At 72.1% G+C, this 18,433-nt stretch carries 14 protein-coding genes and 1 pseudogene; 6 read left to right on the forward strand and 9 right to left on the reverse strand.

Translation table 11 applies throughout. The features are described 5' to 3' along the window. Positions 1 to 46 precede the first annotated feature (46 nt). The 3 genes from trpA to trpC all read right to left on the reverse strand — a co-directional run bounded on the left by trpA (position 47) and on the right by trpC (position 2,956). Complete coding sequence (trpA, locus tag C8E87_RS06510; protein ID WP_133872239.1) at positions 47 to 850, reverse strand: tryptophan synthase subunit alpha; 804 nt, start codon at positions 848 to 850, stop codon at positions 47 to 49. Between the two features lie 64 nt (positions 851 to 914). Beyond that, entirely contained in the window at positions 915 to 2,156 is a 1,242-nt protein-coding gene (gene trpB / locus C8E87_RS06515; protein WP_133872240.1) for a tryptophan synthase subunit beta, read from the reverse strand. Then, positions 2,153 to 2,956 (reverse strand): indole-3-glycerol phosphate synthase TrpC, encoded by an 804-nt coding sequence (gene trpC / locus C8E87_RS06520; protein ID WP_133876666.1) that lies wholly within the window; start codon positions 2,954 to 2,956, stop codon positions 2,153 to 2,155. The genes trpB and trpC overlap by 4 nt, the downstream gene beginning before the upstream one ends. A gap of 370 nt (positions 2,957 to 3,326) precedes the next feature. On the opposite strand from trpC, the gene C8E87_RS06525 reads away from it, so the two are divergent. After that, entirely contained in the window at positions 3,327 to 3,593 is a 267-nt protein-coding gene (locus C8E87_RS06525) for a hypothetical protein (protein ID WP_239080578.1), read from the forward strand. 297 nt (positions 3,594 to 3,890) lie between these two features. On the opposite strand, the gene C8E87_RS44535 is transcribed toward C8E87_RS06525, so the two are convergent. From C8E87_RS44535 to hisI, 3 genes and pseudogenes are all read right to left on the reverse strand, one after another. Further along, positions 3,891 to 4,769, reverse strand: a complete 879-nt coding sequence (locus tag C8E87_RS44535; RefSeq protein WP_203720904.1) for a Trp biosynthesis-associated membrane protein — start codon at positions 4,767 to 4,769, stop codon at positions 3,891 to 3,893. Beyond that, complete coding sequence (locus tag C8E87_RS06535) at positions 4,766 to 6,298, reverse strand: anthranilate synthase component I (protein WP_133872241.1); 1,533 nt, start codon at positions 6,296 to 6,298, stop codon at positions 4,766 to 4,768. The genes C8E87_RS44535 and C8E87_RS06535 overlap by 4 nt, the downstream gene beginning before the upstream one ends. Before the next feature lie 329 nt (positions 6,299 to 6,627). Beyond that, positions 6,628 to 7,008 (reverse strand): annotated as a pseudogene (gene hisI / locus C8E87_RS06540) (phosphoribosyl-AMP cyclohydrolase); the annotation flags it as partial. A gap of 987 nt (positions 7,009 to 7,995) precedes the next feature. Between hisI and C8E87_RS06545 the strand changes: the two are divergent. The 4 genes from C8E87_RS06545 (at position 7,996) to C8E87_RS06560 (ending at position 13,222) form a co-directional block, all read left to right on the forward strand. After that, positions 7,996 to 11,046 (forward strand): hypothetical protein, encoded by a 3,051-nt coding sequence (locus C8E87_RS06545; protein ID WP_133872242.1) that lies wholly within the window; start codon positions 7,996 to 7,998, stop codon positions 11,044 to 11,046. A 100-nt stretch (positions 11,047 to 11,146) separates the two neighbouring features. Further along, the gene (locus tag C8E87_RS06550; protein WP_133872243.1) at positions 11,147 to 11,869 is read left to right on the forward strand and encodes an ABC transporter ATP-binding protein; all 723 of its coding nucleotides are present in this window, start codon (positions 11,147 to 11,149) and stop codon (positions 11,867 to 11,869) included. Then, positions 11,866 to 12,603, forward strand: coding sequence for an ABC transporter permease (locus tag C8E87_RS06555; RefSeq protein WP_133872244.1), 738 nt, complete (start codon positions 11,866 to 11,868; stop codon positions 12,601 to 12,603). Before C8E87_RS06550 ends, C8E87_RS06555 begins: the two co-directional genes overlap by 4 nt. 7 nt (positions 12,604 to 12,610) lie before the next feature. Then, positions 12,611 to 13,222 carry a TetR/AcrR family transcriptional regulator gene (locus C8E87_RS06560; RefSeq protein WP_133872245.1) on the forward strand — a complete coding sequence of 204 codons (612 nt, stop codon included), beginning with the start codon at positions 12,611 to 12,613 and terminating at the stop codon, positions 13,220 to 13,222. A gap of 8 nt (positions 13,223 to 13,230) precedes the next feature. Here the strand turns inward: C8E87_RS06560 and C8E87_RS06565 are convergent, their stop codons facing one another. Beyond that, positions 13,231 to 13,956, reverse strand: a complete 726-nt coding sequence (locus C8E87_RS06565) for a DUF2470 domain-containing protein (RefSeq protein ID WP_133872246.1) — start codon at positions 13,954 to 13,956, stop codon at positions 13,231 to 13,233. 90 nt (positions 13,957 to 14,046) lie between these two features. Here C8E87_RS06565 and rpsD point away from each other — a divergent pair, with 90 nt between their 5' ends. Next, positions 14,047 to 14,655, forward strand: a complete 609-nt coding sequence (gene rpsD / locus C8E87_RS06570) for a 30S ribosomal protein S4 (protein ID WP_133872247.1) — start codon at positions 14,047 to 14,049, stop codon at positions 14,653 to 14,655. 12 nt (positions 14,656 to 14,667) lie between these two features. On the opposite strand, the gene C8E87_RS06575 is transcribed toward rpsD, so the two are convergent. Together C8E87_RS06575 and C8E87_RS06580 are read right to left on the reverse strand one after the other, a co-directional pair. Beyond that, complete coding sequence (locus tag C8E87_RS06575; RefSeq protein WP_133872248.1) at positions 14,668 to 16,425, reverse strand: ABC transporter ATP-binding protein; 1,758 nt, start codon at positions 16,423 to 16,425, stop codon at positions 14,668 to 14,670. Between the two features lie 55 nt (positions 16,426 to 16,480). Then, a complete protein-coding gene (locus C8E87_RS06580) occupies positions 16,481 to 18,265 on the reverse strand; it encodes an ABC transporter ATP-binding protein (RefSeq protein ID WP_239080576.1) in 1,785 nt (594 codons plus the stop codon). Positions 18,266 to 18,433: the final 168 nt, after the last annotated feature.

The following is an 18,433-nucleotide window of genomic DNA, read 5'->3' on the forward strand; positions in this document are numbered from 1 at the left end:
GGTTACCTGGTCAGGTCATGCACGCCCCGGGCGTAACATCCCGGCGTCATTTCGCCGGGTTTCGCACGCCCTCGGCGAGCTCGGAGCTGAGGGCCCGCAGCCGGGACAGGCCGGTGGCCTTGTCGGGGGCGTCGAGCACGCAGCGGATGAGCGCGCTGCCCACGATCACCCCGTCGGCGAACCCGGCGACCTCGGCCGCCTGCGCCCCGTTGCCGACACCCAGGCCCACGCCGACCGGCATGCCCGGGTTGGCGTGCCGGACCCGTTCGACCAGCTCGGGGGCCTGAGACGACACCGCCGTACGGGCTCCGGTGACGCCCATGAGAGCGGTGGCGTAGACGAAGCCGCGGCACTGGGCGACCGTCATCGCGATCCGCTCGTCGGTCGAGGACGGCGAGACCAGGAACGTACGGTCGATGCGGTGCTCGTCGGCGGCGGCGATCCACTCGCCGGCCTCGTCCGGGATCAGGTCGGGCGTGATCATGCCGGTGGCGCCGGCCGCGGCCAGGTCACGGGCGAACGCGTTGACCCCGTACTTCTCGATGGGGTTCCAGTACGTCATCAGCACGACCGGGGCGCCGGCGTTCGACACCGCCTCGATGATCTTCAGCGTGTCGCGGGTGCGGACGCCGCGGGCGAGCGCGATGTCGCTGGCCCTCTGGATGACCGGGCCGTCCATGACCGGGTCGGAGTAGGGCAGCTCGACCTCGATCACGTCGCAGCCGGCCTGATGCATGGCGAGCATCGAGGCGATGCTGTCCTCGACGGTCGGGAAGCCGGCCGGCATGCAGCCGATCAGCAAGGCCCTGTTCTCGGCCCGAGCCTTGTGGAAGATCTCGGCGATGCTCACGCTGAGCCGCCCCTCTCGTGCCGGCCCGGCCCCGCGGACGCTTCGCTGACTCCGGCGCGGGCCATCACGAGTTCTCCCCCGGCACCAGAGTCTCAACGGGGTCGAGGATGCCGAAGTACGCGCCGGCGGTGTGCACGTCCTTGTCGCCGCGGCCGGACAGGTTGACCAGGATGGTCGGCGTACGGCCCAGTTCCTCGCGCAGCAGCGGCGCGATCCGGGCGGCGCCCGCCAGCGCGTGGGCGCTCTCGATGGCCGGGATGATGCCCTCCGTACGGCACAGCAGCTGGAACGCGGCCATCGCCTCGGCGTCGGTGACCGGCTCGTACTCGGCGCGCCCGGTGTCGTGCAGCCAGGCGTGCTCGGGCCCGACACCCGGGTAGTCGAGGCCGGCCGAGATCGAGTGCGACTCGACGGTCTGCCCGTCGGAGTCCTGCAACACGTACGTCCGGGCGCCGTGCAGCACACCCGCCGAGCCACCGGTGATCGACGCCGCGTGCCGTCCGGTCGCCACGCCGTCGCCGCCCGCCTCGAAGCCGTAGAGCTGGACGTCCTCGTCGGGCACGAACGCGTGGAAGATGCCGATCGCGTTGGAGCCGCCGCCGACACAGGCCGCCACCGCGTCGGGCAGCCGCCCGATCTGGTCGAGGCACTGGCGGCGGGCCTCGATGCCGATGCCGCCCACGAAGTCGCGCACGATCTCGGGGAACGGGTGCGGGCCGGCCGCCGTGCCGAGCAGGTAGTGCGTGGTGTCGACGCTGGCCACCCAGTCGCGCAACGCCTCGTTGAGAGCGTCCTTGAGCGTACGGGAGCCGTTGGTGACCGGGACGACAGTGGCGCCGAGCATGCGCATGCGGGCCACGTTGAGCGCCTGCCGCTCGGTGTCGGTCTCGCCCATGTAGACGACGCATTCGAGGTCGAGCAGGGCGGCCGCGGTCGCGCTGGCCACGCCGTGCTGCCCGGCGCCGGTCTCGGCGATCACCCGGGGCTTGCCCATGCGCTTCGCGAGCAGGGCCTGGCCCAGCACGTTGCGCACCTTGTGGGCGCCCGTGTGGTTCAGGTCCTCACGCTTGAGCAGGATCTCGGCGCCCAGCTTTTCCGAGAGCCTCTCGGCCCGGTAGAGCAGGGACGGCGTACCGGCGTAATTGACCAGCAAATTGCGGAACTCGGCCTGAAATTCCGGATCCGTCTTGGCCGTCCGATATGCGGCGTCGAGCTCGTCGAGGGCCCGGACGAGGGCCTCGGGGACGAACCGGCCGCCGTACCGCCCGAAATGTCCGGACAGATCGGGCAGCACCGGCGCGCTCATCGGACCGGCCTCGGGGTCGCCGGGTGGTTGCCCGCGTTGACCAGCTCGGCCACCGCGTCGCGCGGCGACTTCTGCGTCACCAGGCCCTCACCCACCAGCACGGCGTCAGCGCCGGCCGACGCGTACCGGATCAGGTCGTGCGGCCCGCGCACCCCCGACTCGGCGATCTTCACCACGTTGTTGGGCAGGCCGGGCGCGATGCGCTCGAAGACCGACCGGTCGACCTCGAGAGTGCGCAGGTCACGGGCGTTGACCCCGATGACCTTGGCGTTCGCCTCGAGAGCGCGGTCCGCCTCCTCCTCGTTGTGCACCTCGACGAGCGCGGTCATGCCGAGCGACTCGATGCGCTCCAGCAGGCCCATGAGCACGTTCTGCTCCAGCGCCGCCACGATCAGGAGCACCAGGTCGGCGCCGTGGGCCCGGGCCTCGTGCACCTGATAGCTCGAGACCACGAAATCCTTGCGCAGCACCGGGACCTGCACCGAGGCACGGACCGCCCGCAGGTCGTCGAGCGACCCGCCGAACCACCGGCCCTCGGTGAGCACGCTGATCGCCCGGGCGCCGCCCGCCGCGTACTCCCCCGCCAACTCGGCCGGGTCGGGGATGTCGGCCAGCGCGCCCTTCGACGGCGACGACCGCTTCACCTCAGCGATCACCGCCACGCCGGGCTTACGCAACGCCGCATAGGCGTCGATGGCCGGCGGCGCCGCCGCGGCCGCCTCCCGAACCTGCTCCAACGGCACCTGCGCCTGCCGGGCTGCCACGTCCTCGCGCACTCCGGCGAGGATCTCCTCCAGCACGTTCTGCGGTCCGCCAGAACCCGCTTCCGCCTGCTGATCGGATGTCACGACACGACTCCCCTCTCCGGGTGTCCTCCGCCCGATGCTAGGAGGTCGCGGTCGTGCCGGGCCGCCCGGGGTATGGCGCGCCTCACCAAGCGGGCTGGGGCATAATGCGGCCTGCTCGGGCGCGATCTGTCACTTCGGTCACAGCGCCACCGCGCTCTCCGGCCCCCTGCGCTGGGACACCTCATCTGATCGGTGGATACGACGGCGCTTTGACACGAGCGTCACGCACCGGAAATAGGGTCCAGCCATGCTGAGTCCGAGGCAGACTGGTTCGGGCGCCGCCAAGCGTCCACCAGACCGAGCGATCGATGTGGAGATTCCCGTGGCCGCCATCCGGACCGCTCAGCCGGACAATTCCACCGGCTTCGCCAACGCTTCCCGCGCCCTCGTCGCCGCGGCCGCCGACCTTGTGCTCGGCGTCCAGCGCCGCGTCGTCGGCGACGCCAACATCCGCACGGCCCGCGACAACGCCTGGGCCGCCACGCTGGAGGACCGCGCCCGCAACGAGGCCCGGGCCGAGCTCACCCGCGAGGTGGCCGCGCTGGTCGCCCGCCACCCGTCGCGCCGCGCTCTCGCCAAGACCCGATAAGACCCTTCCCGTCGTACGCGGCGTGGCCGCCGGACAACCGCGCGGCCATCGCCCGGCCTTTGCCCACCGCCGCGCTCACCGCTCGCGAGCCGCGGGGGTCGGCCACCGCCCGGCCTTTGCCCACCCGCCGCGCTCACCACTTCGCGAGCCGCGGGGGTCGGCCACCGCCCGGCCTTTGCCCACCCGCCGCGCTCACCACTTCGCGAGCCGCGGGGGTCGGCCACCGCCCGCCCTTTGCCCACCCGTGCGCGCCGCTTCTTGATCCGTAACGGGTTGGGCGCTGCCGGCCGGGCGGCCTCACACCGTCGGGTCGTCACCCCGGTCGAGTGAGTCCCAGGCGGTGCGGCTGTCGATGGGCCGGTTCGCATCGGCCGGTGGGGTTCGCGTCGTCGGTTTTCGCTCGTATCGGGCGGACATTCGCGGCCATTGGTGGCCGAACCGGGCCGCCGTCAGCCCGCCCAGCGCGACGATCACCCCGCCGATGACGCAGACGATCGGCCAGAGCGTGCCGCCCGCTCCCGCGTCGCCGGTGTCGAGGCCGGCCCGGCCGGCGATGGCGCTGACGGCCACTCCGACGCCGGCCAGGGTGAGCAGAACGCCGAGCGCACGCCGCAACCGGCCGTACGTGGCCAGCAGCGCGCCCGCCCCGGCGAGCCCGACCAGGGCCAGGCCGATCACCCACGGGGCGACATCCACGCCGGCCCGCGACACCCGTAAGTCCGACATTTCCGGTCGGGGGGTGACTTCTACCGACCAGGGGCGCGTTGCGCCGTAGGCAGCGATTCCCGCCCCGGCCAAGCACGCCGCCAGCGCCAGCAGATACGTCCGCCGGTTCGCCCTGTCCTGGTTGCTGCCCTCGGCCCCGTCACGGCCCGCCTCGTCGCGCCCGGTCTCGTCGGCGTCGCTCCGCCCGGCATCGACCCCGCTGTAACTGGCGTCGTCGGCCTCGGCGCTGTGCCCGGCGTCGCCGCCCCCGCCGCCGCGCCCGACGTCGCCGTCCCCGCCGCCGCGCCCGACGTCGCCGTCCCCGCCGCCGCGCCCGGCGTCATCGACTTCGCTGCGGAAGGCGTCGTCGCCACGTGCGGCGTCGTCGTCCGCCACGCCGCGTCCGCCGTCGCCCACGCCGCTGCGGCTGGGGGTCTTGCCGCCCGTACGGCTGTGGTCGGGTCCGGTCATCGGGCTGCGCGCAGGGTTTCGGCCGAGGCGATGGCGGCCAGCACCGCGGCGGCCTTGTTGCGGGTTTCCTGCTCCTCGGATGCCGGGTCGGAGTCGGCGACGATGCCCGCCCCGGCGCCCACGTAGGCCACGCCGTCCTTGATCAAGGCGGTGCGGATGGCGATGGCCATGTCCATGTCGCCGGCGAAACCGAAATAGCCCACGGTTCCGCCGTACAGGCCGCGGCGGGTCGGCTCCAGCGACTCGATGATCTCCATGGCGCGTACCTTGGGCGCCCCGGACAACGTGCCCGCCGGGAACGTCGCGGCCAGCGCGTCGAAGGCCGACCGGTCGTCACGCAGTTCGCCGACGACCGTCGACACGATGTGCATGACGTGGCTGTACCGCTCGATACGCGCGAACTCCGGCACCTCGACCGAACCCGCCCGGCAGACCCGGCCCAGGTCGTTGCGGCCCAGGTCGACCAGCATCACATGCTCGGCGCGTTCCTTGGGGTCGGCCAGCAGCTCCGCCGCCAGCGCGTTGTCCTGCTCGGGCGTCGCGCCCCTCCACCGCGTACCGGCAATGGGGTGAAGAAGGGCGCGGCGGGCGCCTTCCTCATCGGCGCTGACCTTCAGATGCGCCTCGGGCGAGGATCCGACGATGTCGAAATCGTCGAACCGCAGCAGATACATGTACGGGCTCGGGTTGGTCGCGCGCAGCACCCGATAGACGTCGAGCGGGTCGGCGTCGGTCGGCCGCTCGAACCGCTGCGCCACCACGATCTGGAAGCACTCGCCGGCCCGGATCGCCTCCTTGGCCTCCTCGACCGCCTTCTGATACTCCCCCGGAGCCGTGCGGCTGACCGGTTCGCCGGCGGGCCGGCGCTCCACCGTGGAGATCATCGGCGGGGTGGGCCGGGACAGCGCGGTCGTCATGGCGTCGAGCCGGCCGACAGCGTTGTGATAGGCCGCCCGCCGGGCCTGATCGTCGGCGTCGTCAGCGAGAACGGCGTTGGCGACCAGGATGGCCGAACCGTCGTAGTGGTCGAGCACCACGAGGTCGGTCGCCAGCATCATCCCCAGCTCGGGCAGCGCCAGGTCGTCACCGGCCGACGAGGGCAGGCGTTCGAAACGGCGTACGAGGTCGTAACTCAGGTAGCCCACCATGCCGCCGGTCAGCGGGGGCAGGTCGCCGGGATCGGGACCGTCGGCGAGCGCGGCCACCGTCTCGCGCAACGCCACCACCGGGTCACCGGCGAGCGGCACACCGGCCGGCGGCGCGCCCAGCCAGTGGGCCTCGCCGTCGCGCTCGACCAGAGTGGCCGCGCTGCGCACGCCGACGAACGAATAGCGCGACCAAGCCGCGCCGGACGGACCGGCGCCCTGCTCGGCCGACTCGAGCAGGAAGGTGCCCGGGCCGCCGGCCAGCTTGGTGTAGACACCGACCGGGGTCTCGCCGTCGGCCAGCAACCGCCGGGTGACCGGCACGACCCGCCGGCGCTGCCGCAGGAAGCCCGCCTCGTCGGGGGACACGGTTCCGCTGGTCACTGCCCCGCCACCTCCGCCACGCCCGACCGGGCGATCGTGCTCGCTTCGCCGTTCGTGCTCGCTTCGCCGGACGCGCCCCTCGCGCCACGCAGGCTTGCTCCGCCGGGCGCGGTCGTTGCTCCGCCGGGCGCGGTCGTTGCTCCGCCGGGCGCGGTCGTTGCTCCGCCGGGCGCGGTCGCTGCTTCGCCGGGCATGGTCGTTACTTCACCGGACGTGGTCGCTGCTTCGCCGGACGTGGTCGTCGCTTCGCCGGACGTGGTCGCTGCTCCGCCGGGCACGGTCGTCGCTTCGCCGGACGCGGTCGTCGCTTCGCCGGACGCGGTCGCGGCTTCGCCGGACGTGGTCGTCAACGGCAGTTCGTCGAAGAAGCAGCTGTGCGCGCCGGTGTGGCAGGCCGCGCCGACCTGGTCGACGGTCACGAGAAGGGCGTCGCCGTCACAGTCGAGGGCGACGCTGTGCACGTACTGGAAATGGCCGGAGGTCGCGCCCTTCACCCAGTACTCCCGGCGGCTGCGGGACCAGTACGTCGCCCGCCCGGTCGTCAGCGTGCGACGCAGCGCCTCGTCGTCCATCCAGGCCAGCATGAGGACATCTCCGCTGCCGTGCTCCTGCACGATCGCCGCCACCAGGCCGTCGGAGGTGCGCTTGAGCCGCTCGGCAATCGCCGGATCCAGGTCGGTCTTCACTACCACGCGACGATTCTCCCCCATCCACCGCTCGCGACCGTTGGCCGCCCGACACCCGCTCGCGCCGGCCACAGCCCCACTCCCCCACCCCACCCAACCGGGGGCGGGCCCAGACCTTAAACCTTGATCGCGTTCCGGGCCGGAGTTGTCCACAGGCGACCGTCGGTCACTGAGAGAAACCGCCCGATCACTTCTAACAAGTAGGGAACGCCGGCGAGGCTCGTGTCCCGCCTGCTGTGGAAGTAGGTGAATACCGCCCGGGCGCCGGCCCGGCCGGATCGAGGGTGAGGGCGCCGGGAGTTGTCCACAGGTGGGCGATACGGGGTTGCGAAATCACGTCGAGCGGGGCCGGGACGAGGCCGTCCGGGGCCAGGCCGACGCGGCCCACGATCCGGGCACGGGGGATGCCTCTTGCACCGCGGGACGGTACCGTCGTCGTGCGTTGCACCCAGTCAGGGGTGTTTGCAGCCGCCTCCCCAGAGGGTTACCGCAGCTCAAGTCCGCGGGTGGCGTAACCGGAGCGACGGGAGTCTCAAACCGATGGAGCCGACGTCCAACCCCGACAACAGTCGGCCGTCGCGTGGGCTGGCCCGATTCTGGCCGGTTCATCGCGACGCCGAGGACGAGGGTGTCGCGCCCGATTCGCCGGGGATGCCGGGCACACTTTCGGGTGAAACCGAGATGGTTCCGCTGGGATCGCGCCGGTCGGTGAACGGCTTGGGCGTGGACGGCTCGGTGAGCAGCCCCCCGGACGACGGCCAGACCTCCGGCCCGCCGCACGACATGCAAGCGAGCGGACCCCCGTACGCAGGGCAGACCAGCGGGCCGCCGCATTCCGGTCAGACGAGCGGGCCTCCGGCCATCGGACAGGCCGGCGGACCGCATCACGGCCGGACGAGCGAATACTCACGTAACCCGGAGACAAGCGCGGCTCCCCACAACGGGCAGACGAGCGGGCCGCCGCACATCGGCTTTTCCGTCGGTCACCCCACGGCCAACCGGCAGGCGGCGATGCCGTTGACGCAGCCCGGCCCCGGACGGGTCGGCACCCCGGCAACGCCGTACGGACACGGCGGAGGCGGCTATGACGGCCCCCGCCCCACGGGAGTGCCGGGTCCGACCGGCTCGAACGGCAGCGCAGGAACGTCCGGCCAGTACGGTCCGGGTCCGGGCGGCGCGGGTGAGAGCGGCATCACCGGGAGCCCCCTCGGCGGACGCATCGCGGGCCGCGACGGCTTCAATGCGAGCCCGGTCGGCGACAGCCTCAACCCGAGCAGCCCGGGTGGCGACAGCCTCAACCCGAGCGGTACGGACCGCGACGGCCTCAAACCGAGCGGCGCCGGCGGAAACACCTTCGACGCAGGCAGCCTGAACGGGGACGGGGTCAACACGAGCGGCAACCTCTACGCAACCGGTCCGGGCACAAGTGGCCCACGCGGGGACGACGCCGGTGGGGGCACCAGCCGGAACCCGGCCGGCCGCAACGGTCAGGGCAGCGGAGACGAGCGCCCGTCCGGCGAGAACGGCTTCGGCGGAGCCAGCGGCAGTGGCATCAGGGGTACGGGCGGCACGCACAGCCTGGCCGGTGACTACAGCGTGAGCGGGACGTACGGATCGCTGGGCGCGCGCGAATCCGCTGGGCTGCTCGGCAGGAACGCGCCGCTGTTCGGCGGGAACCGGGGTGGCCGAACCGGCGCCGACGGTAACGGACCGGTCAACGGCGCTGACAACCGGCCACCGGGCAGCACGAACGGCGCGGCGAGCGGAAACGGCCCTCTGGACGCGGGCGCGAACCGGCCCGTCAGCGGCGGCCCTCAGGGTGCGCCAGGTGCCGACAGCGGCCCAGGCGTCAACGGCAAAGACCCGCTCGACGCCGGCAACAACCGCCCCGCCGACGGCCGCCTCCAAGGCGCGCCAGGCGCCGACAGCCGCCCAGGCGTCAACGGCAAAGACCCGCTCGACGCCGGCAACAACCGCCCCGCCGACGGCCGCCTCCAAGGCGCGCCAGGCGCCGACAGCCGCCCAGGCGTCAACGGCAAAGACCCGCTCGACGCCGGCAACAACCGGCCTGTCAGCGGCGGGCCCGGCATCCCGCCGGGCCGGAACGCGGACAGAACGCTCGGTGACAGCGCCAACCGGCCGTTCGGCGGCAGCGCATCCGAACCGCTCGGCGCCCGGTCCCTCGGCGGCAGCGGGAGTGACCCGCTCGCTGCCTGGAACGGACGGCCGAGTACGGAGAGCGGGCTGCTCGGTGAGGGAGGCGGCGTTCGCAGCGCCGGTGGGCGGAGCGGGGCGCACAGCGCGGACCGGCCGGTGAGTCCGAGCGCCCCGGCCGGGCCGGTGAGCGGCCCGCCACAACAGGTCAGCGGCCCGCCTCAGCAGGTCAGCGGCCCGCCGCTCCAAAGCAGCGTGCTCCCCCACCAGACCAGCGCGGTTCCGCCCCGAACCAGCGGGGTGCCCCACCAGACCAGCGGGGCGCCGCATCAGACGAGTGGGCCCGTACGGCCGGTCGGCGACCCCCTCGGCGGGCCGCCGCCTCAGGCCGACAAGCCCGTCAGCGGGCCGCCGCGTCAAGCCGACAAGCCCGTCAGCGGGCCGCCGCGTCAAGCCGACAAGCCCGTCAGCGGGTCACCGCGCCAGGCCGACGAACCCGTCAGCGGGCCGCCGCGTCAAGCCGGCTGGCCGGTCAGCGCGGTGCCGCGGCAGGTCAGCGGGGTGCCCGCCGAGCGCGATTCTGATCACTCCCGGGTTGCTGGGGATGAGGGCCGGGACGAGCCGGCCGTAGAGTCCGGTTTCGGCGGTCCCTGGGAACGGGACTTCGGAGGCTTCGGGCTGGGTGGGCGTAACAACCAGTTCCTGTTCGGCGGTCGTCATCCGGCGGAGTCGAAGCCTGGCCTCAACGGCCACGGTCACGGCGGCGCCAACGGGCGGGCGGCCGAGCCGGAGCACGTGGAAGCGCAAGACGAGAACGGGCGTGATGACATGAACGGACGGGTTCCCGACACCGGGCCCGCGAAGCCGGTCCCTGGGCTGGGCAACGCGGGCGCCGACGAGACCACCGGACGCCGCGCCGCCCCGGACGACATCGACACCCGCCGTACGGCAGCCGGGTGGGCCTCGGTGCCGACTTCGACCCACCCGATCGTCGGCCCGACGTCGTCGCCGCCGGCGTCGAGCGCCCCGGTGAGCGGTTCCCCGGTCAGCGCCTCCCCGGTGTCGGCGAACCCCGTGTCGTCCGGCCCGCTGTCGCCGGACCCGCTGTCGTCGAAGCCGGTCTCGGCCAACCCCCTGTCGGCGAAGCCTGAGCCGGCCGACCCCCTGGCCTCGTCCAAGCCGGTGTCGGCCGGCCCCTTGGCCTCGGACCCGCTCTCGCCGGGCCCGACGCCGGCCCGCCCGCTCTCGCCGGGGCCCACGTCGGCCCGCCCGATGTCGCCGGGGCCCACGTCGGCCCGCCCGATGTCGCCGGGGCCGGTGTTCGGCGCCGCCTACGGGCAGCCCCCGGCGTACACCCCGGCCCTGCCCGACCCGGACGAGGGCCCGGTCTCCGGGGTTCCGGCGCCGCGCGCGGCCGCCAGCATCCCGGTTCCGGTGGCGAAACCGTCGACCGGTGACCCTCTGACGCAGTCACCGTCGCAGCCGTCCGAGCCCGCCGCCGGGGGGAAAGAGCCGCGCCGCTCGGCCAGCCTCGAGGATGCCGAGCCGGTCCGCCGGGGCCGTCGCGCCGCCCCGGAGGATCCCGAGGAGGAACTGGTCGCCGAAGAGGTCGCGATGCGCCCGGGTGACGTCGCGGCAGGGCACATCGCGTTCTGGGACGACGATGCCGTACGGCACTTCCGGGCCGCCTGGCACGAGGTCAAGGCCGAGTTCGTCGACGACCCGGAGACGGCCCTGACCCGGGCGCACGACCTGCTCACGGACGCGGTCAACGAGCTCACCGAGGCGTTGCTGGCCGAGCGTGACGAACTGGACCCGCTGCGCGGCAACGGCAAACCCGACACCGAGAGCATGCGGATGGCGATGCGCGGCTACCGGGAATTCCTGGACCGCATCCTGTCGCTGTAAGAAATCAGACCCTCATCCCGTACGGGGTGGGGGTCTTTTTCTGCCCGCGGAATTCATCTACTGTTGAGTTCAACGAGTGATGAATTTGAGGGAGGGCGATATGGACAGCGCCGTCGAGGTGCGGGACCTCGTCGTGGAACGTGGCCGGAAAGAGGTGTTGCACGGCATCAGTTGCGAGGTTCAACGCGGCGCGGTGACCGGGCTGCTCGGCCCGAGCGGCAGCGGCAAGACCACTCTGATCAGGGCGATCGTGGGTGTGCAGATCGTGCGGTCGGGCACGGTGACGGTGCTGGGCCGGGCCGCGGGCAGCGCCTCCCTGCGCCGTGAGCTGGGTTATGTCACGCAGGCGCCCAGCGTCTACGCCGACCTTTCCGTACGCGAGAACGCGCGCTACTTCGCAACCCTGCTCGGGCTGGGTGCGGCGGAGGCCGACCGCGCGATCGCCGACGTCGGGTTGAGCGGGGCGAAGGATCAGCTGGTCGGCAACCTGTCCGGCGGGCAGCGCAGCCGGGCGTCGCTGGCGTGCGCGCTGATCGGCGAGCCGAAGCTGCTGGTGCTCGACGAGCCGACCGTCGGGCAGGACCCGGTGCTGCGGGCCGACCTGTGGGGGCGCTTCCACGAGCTGGCCGCCGCCGGCACGACGCTGCTGGTGTCGAGCCATGTGATGGACGAGGCGGGCCGCTGCGACCGGCTGCTGCTCATCCGCGAGGGCCGGCTGATCGGCGACGACACCCCGGCCGCCATCCGTACGGCGGCGGGGACGGACGACCTGGAAGAGGCGTTCCTGAGGTTGATCCGCGAGCGGGAGCAGGTGACGGCATGAGCGTGCGCATCACGTTCGCCACGGCCGGGCGGGTGCTGCGGCAACTGCGGCACGATCGCCGCACCGTCGCGCTGCTCATCGTCGTACCGGCGCTGCTTCTGACCCTGTTGTTCTTCATGTTCGACGGCGCGGGCGGGACGTTCGACCGGATCGCGCTGATCATGCTCGGCGTCTTCCCGTTCACGATCATGTTTCTGGTGACCAGCATCGCCATGCTCCGCGAGCGCACGTCCGGCACGCTGGAGCGTCTGCTCACCACGCCGCTCGGCAAGATCGACCTGCTTTTCGGGTACGGGCTGGCGTTCGGTCTCGCCGCGGCCGTGCAAGGGGCGGTCGCGACCGGGGTGGCGTACTGGCTGCTGGGTCTGGACACCGCCGGAAACGTGGGGCTGGTCGTGCTCATCGCGGTCGTCAACGCCGTGCTGGGGGTCGCGCTCGGCCTGTTCTGCAGCGCCTTCGCCCGTACGGAGTTCCAGGCCGTACAGTTCCTACCGGTGGTCGTGATCCCGCAACTGCTGCTGTGCGGGCTGTTCGTGCCGCGCGGGCAGATGGCAGGCTGGCTCGAGGGCATCAGCAACGCGCTGCCGCTCACGTACGCGGTGGAAGCGCTGGCCGAGGTGGGGCGCGCGACCGACCCGACCACGACGATGTGGCGTGACCTGGCGATCGTCGCGGGCGCGGCGATGGTGGCACTGGTGCTGGCGGCCGCGACCCTGCGGCGGAGGACTCCCTAGGAGATTTGTGGCAAGGCGCAGCGGGCGGCGTCCCGGCAACCAGGACACGCGGGAGTCGATTCTGGAGGCCGCCCGGGCCGGCTTCGCCGAGAAGGGATACGACAAGGCGTCGATCCGTGGCATCGCGGGCGACGCCGGGGTGGACCCGGCCCTGGTGCACCACTACTTCGGCACCAAGGAAAAGCTGTTCCTGGCGGTCATGAACGCGCCGATCAACCCGGCCGAGCTGGTTCCGCAGGCGCTGAGCGGGCCTCGCGAGCAGGCCGGGGAGCGGCTCGTCCGGATGGTGCTGGGCGTCTGGGACTCACCGGCCGGCGCCGGCGCGCTGGCCGTGTTCCGGTCGGTGCTGAGCAACGAGTGGACGGCCCGGCTGCTGCGCGACTTCGTCGTGACCCAGGTGCTGCGGCGGGCGGTGAGGGAGCTCTCACTCGATCCGGCCGAGGCGGACATGCGCTCGGCGCTGGTCGCCACCCAGATCGCCGGCACGATCATGGCCCGTTACGTGCTCAAGCTCGAACCGCTGGCGAGCGCGAGCGTCGACACCCTCGCCGCGGCGATCGGCCCCAACGTGCAGCGCTTCCTGACCGAGCCGATGCCGGAGGTCTTCAAGACCGAGTAGGAGCCGGCTCAGGCGGCGCAGCGGTGACAGAGGACAGGGTGCAGCAGGTGGGCCAGATCCTGGCGGTCGGACACCGGGCGGGGGAAGGCGAGCCGTGCGAGTTTGTCGTCGAGGCGGACCATGAAGCCGTATCGGTCCATGCGCACCACGGCCGGCTCGGCGACCGGCTGGAACGTCTTGCCCAGCTGGCGCCGCACGTAGGCGCTCATCTCGGCCCCGTGGTGGTCGGCCAGGTCGGCGATCAGGTCGAACTCGATGCGGGCGAGCGGGTCGGGCGTGGCCTCGGCGAAGTCGTCCACGTCGACGTCGTGCAGGTTCTCGTTGCGTTCGTAGCGCACCTCGGCCACGTCCATGCGGTGCAGCACCTGCCCCTCGCCGACGTCGAGCAGGTCGCCGGAGGCGTCGATCTCGGCGTAGTCGAGCGCGGCCGCGCGGGCCTCGTCACCGTCGAGCGCCTTGGCCCAGCCGGAGATCCAGACGCGGCCCAGGGCCGGCGAGCCCGCCATCGGCGGCACGTCCGAGATGTCGAGCACCATCGCGGTGTCGTCGTTTCCCTCCTGCGGGCGGAGCGCGGCCGCGAAGGCGCCGTCGCGGGGGGACAGCAGGAGCACCTGGCCGTTCGCGTCGGTGACATGCCGTACGGGGAGTGGCCCGGGACGGCACGCGATGTGCGCGACGCCGGGGAGGTGGCCGGCGGCGAGCGTACGCGCGATCTCGGCGTGAGTGGGCTGCATGTGAGGACCTCCGGCATTACGTTAGGCTTGCCTTAGTAAGGTGAGGCTAACCGTAACACCGGCCTCAAGCGCAAGTAACTCGGAGACTTCATGAACAACTCACGACCCAAGGCCAAGCTCTCGCGGGCACTCGGCATCCCCCTGACGCCGAAGTGCGTGAAGTACTTCGAGAAGCGGCCCTTCCCGCCGGGCGTGCACGGCCGGTCCCGGCGCAAGGCCTCGGACTACCAGGTCCGGCTGCTCGAGAAGCAGCGCCTGCGGCACCAGTACAACATCAGCGAATCCCAGATGCGCAAGGCGTACGACGACGCCCACCGCGCCGAGGGCAAAACCGGCGAGACGATGGTGAGCCTGCTCGAACGCCGCCTCGACGCCACCGTCATGCGCGCCGGCCTGGCCCGCACGATCTACCAGGCGCGGCAGCTCGTGGTGCACGGGCACTTCACGGTCGACGGCAAGAAGGTCGACCGGCCCGGGTACCGGCTCAAGCCGGGACAGGTCGTCGAGGTCCGCGAGAGCAGCCGGACGAAGCCGCCGTTCGAGATCGCCAAGGCGGGGGCGCACATCGACGGCCCGACCGCGCCTTACCTCTCCACCGTGCTGGAGGACCTGCGCGTCACCGTGCTGCGGGTTCCGGAACGCTCGGAGATCCGGGTGCAGTGCGATGAGCAGCTGGTCGTGGAGTTCTACGCCCGGTAGGCCGGGTTCGGGCTAACGAGTCTGTTCGAGCCAGGACGCGTACAACTTCGCGTAGATGGAGCCCTCTTGTTTGACGAGTTCGGCGTGCGGGCCGCGTTGGACCACGCGGCCCGCGTCCACTACCAGGACCTCGTCGGCTGACTGGGCTGTGGACAGGCGGTGGGCGATGGCCACCGTGGTGCGGCCGCGGGTCACCGTGTCGAGGGCTCGCTGCAGCCGCACCTCGGTGGCGGGATCGACGGCGCTGGTGGCCTCGTCCAGCACCAGCAGGTCGGGGTCGGCGACATAGGCCCGTACGAGGGCGACCAGCTGACGTTCCCCGACGCTGAGGGCCTCCCCGCGCTCGCCGACGGGGGTTTCCAGGCCGGCGGGCAGCCCGGCCAGCCAGTCGGCCAGGCCCAGCTCGACGAAGGCGGCGCCCAGCTGCTCGTCGGTGAGGGCGGGGTCGGCGAAACGGATGTTCTCGGCGATCGTCGCGTCGAACAGGAAACCGTCCTGCGGCACCATCACCACCCGCGAGCGCAGCGCCGCGAACTTCACGTCCCGCAGCGAGGTGCCGGAGAGCTGCACCTCGCCCTCGACGGGATCCATCAGGCGGGTCAGCAGCTTGGCGAACGTCGTCTTGCCCGAGCCGGTCTCGCCGACCACGGCCACCTTGCGGCGCGCGGGCAGTTCGAGGTCGACGTCGGCCAGCACGATCGGGCCGCCGGGGTAGCGGAACGAGACGTCCTGGAAGCGTACGGACAAGGGGCCCGGAGGCAGGTCGACACCGACCTCGTCCGGGTCCTTGACGTCGGGTTCGAGGTCGAGCACGTCGAGCACGCGCCGCCAGCCGGCCACCGCGTTCTGCGCCTCGTTGAGCATGTCGGTGGCGATCTGCACGGGCTGGATGAACAGCGTGACCAGGAACAGGAACGCGGTGAGCCGGCCGACGGTGAGCCCGCCGTCGGCGCCGAGCAGCACGCCGACCACGACCACCGCGGCCAGGGCCAGGCCCGCGCCCAGCTCGCCGCTGGAGAAGCTCGTGACGCTCGTACGCATGGCTTTCTGCTGGGCCACACGCAGATTGTCGATGGAGGTGTCGAGGCGCTTCTCGGTCCGGCCGGCGACCCCGTACGCGCGAATGACCATGGCGCCGACGACGCTTTCCGCGATGGCGCCCAGCATGACGCCGGTGCGTTCGCGGACAGCGCCGTAGACGGCGGCCAGCCTCTTCTGGAACAGCCGGATGACCGCCACGGCCGGGCCGAAGGCCAGCAGCACGACGATGGTGAGCTGCCAGGAGTAGACGAACATCACGATCGTGGAGACCAGCAGCTGCCCGGCGGCCAGCAGCAGCTGCACGCCGCCGGTCTGCAGGAAGATCGAGATCTGGTCGACGTCGCTGGTCACCCGGGACACCATGGTGCCCCGGCGCTCGGACTGCTGGTGCAGCATCGACAGGTCGTGGATGTGCCGGAAGGTGCGCGAGCGCAGGGCGCCGAGCGCGGTCTCGCTGACGGTGAACAACCGGCGGGTCATCAGGTAACCCGCCATGGTCGAGATCATCAGCGCCAGGAACGTGACCGCGACCACGACCGTCACGAACTGCAGGTCGGGCCCGCCCTCGGCGCGGATGCCGTGGTCGATGCCCTGCTGCACGGCGATCGGCACGGCGACCCGGCCGGACATCTGCAGCAGGGCGAGGCCGATCGTGCCGGCCAGCCCCGGGCGCAGCTCCGGCGAGAGCGACAGACCCCGCTTGATGGTGGCGAAGGTTCCGTCGGTCATGCTGAGCCTCCCTGGGCATGCCCTGCGACCACTTCGCTCACTCCGGTGCAGTCGGTCATGCCTCGACCCGTTCCGATTCCGCTTTCTCGTACGCCGTGACGAGCTCGGCGTACCCCGCGTGGGCGGCCAGCAGCTCGGCGTGTGTCCCGGTGGCGACGACCTTGCCCTGTTCCAGGTAGACGACCTCGTCAGCCAGCGCGATCGTGGCCCGCCGGTACGCGACGACCAGGATCGAGGCGCTCGCGTCGCCGCCGCGCAGCGAGGCCAGGATGGCCGCTTCCACCCGTGGGTCGACGGCGCTGGTCGCGTCGTCCAGCACGAGCAGCCGTGGGCGCCCGGCCAGCGCGCGGGCGAGGGTGATCCGTTGCCGTTGCCCGCCGGAGAGCGAGGTGCCGCGTTCGCCGACCGGGGTGTCGAGGCCCTCGGGCAGCTTGGCGACGAACCCGTCGGCCTGGGCGTCCCGCAGCGCGGCCCAGGCGGCCTCGTCGTCGAGCCCCTCCCGTTCGAGGGTGATGTTGCCGCGCACGGTGTCGTCGAAGACGAACGGCAGCTGCGGCACGAGGGCCGACGCGCTGGTCAGGGCGGGTTCGCTGAGCTCGGGCAGCGGCGTCCCGTCGAGCGTGACCCGGCCCGCGCCGGGGTCGACCAGGCGTACGGCCAGCGCGGCGATGGTCGATTTGCCGGAGCCGGTCGCGCCGACGAGCGCCACCGTCTTGCCCGCGGGCACGGTGAACGAGACGTCGTGCAGGACCAACGGCCCGTCCCCGTACGCGAAATCGACGTGCTCGAAACGCAGCGTGGCCGGACCGGGCCCGGGGGCGGTGGCCGGCCCGTACGCGAGGTCGCCGTCGGCCGCGAGCACGGCCTGCACCCTTTCCCAGCCCGCGACGCTGCGCGGCAGCTCGCCGAGCACCCAGCCGATCGCGCGTACGGGGAAGGCCAGCACGGTGAAGAGGAAGGCGACAGTGACCACCTCGGCGACGGTGACGGCCCCCTGCTGCAGGCGCCACGCCCCGAGCAGCAGCACGGCGAGCGTGCCCAGGCTGGGCAGCGAGTCCATCAGGGGGTCGAACAGCCCGCGCAGCCGCCCGACGGAGATCAGCGAGTCGCGCAGCTCGTCGACGAACACGCGGAAGCGGCGGGACTCGTCCTCCTCACGGCCCATGGTCTTGACGACCAGCGCGCCGTCGAAGCTCTCGTGCGCGACCGCGCTGACCTTCGCGCGCATCTGCTGAGCCCGGATCTGCCGGGGTGACATCAGGCGGGCGTAGAACGTGTTGAGGGCGAACAGGGCCGGGAACAGCACGACGCCGACCAGCGCGAGCACCCAGTCGGTGACGAACAGCGCGATCACCGCGGCGAAGATCATCACGATCGTGCCGACCGCGAACGGCAGCGGCGCGATCGGCACGAAGGCCGCCTCGACGTCGGAGTTCGCGTTGGACAGCAGGGTGCCGGTGGCATGCTGTTGATGCCACGACGGCGGGAGCGAGAGGTAGCGGCGGGTCACCGCGCGGCGGTAGCGGGCCTGCAGCCGGAACTGCATGTAACCGGCGCCGAGCCGACGGCCGAAGATGGTCGCCACCCGCAGCACGCTGAGCCCGAGGAAGACGGCGGCGATCAGCGCCAGGGCGCCCGTGCTCGCGGAGCCGCTGGAGAACGCGGGGACCACGACACGGCCGATGACGGCGCCGACGACGTACGCGTTGGCGATGACGAGGATGCCGAACAGGCTGCTGCCGGCGACCCCGATCGTGAACAGGCGCGGCTCGGTGCGAATCGCCTGGCCCAGCACCCGCATTCCCCGCGCCAGCACATCGCGGCTGGACCTGGTGCTCAAAATTCCTACCTGACTGGTAAGTGTTCGCCGACCGTTCCGGCCTTACCTGTCCATCCTGCCCAACGGGCCGCCGACCTTCATCTCCGCGACCTGTGTCTACGATCACGTTTGTGACCGCCTATGCCCAGCGGGAGCGACGACTGCTCGCCGATCTCCTCCGGCAGGCCT

It is taken from the genome of Paractinoplanes brasiliensis, assembly GCF_004362215.1.
Taxonomy (GTDB): Bacteria; Actinomycetota; Actinomycetes; order Mycobacteriales; family Micromonosporaceae; genus Actinoplanes; species Actinoplanes brasiliensis.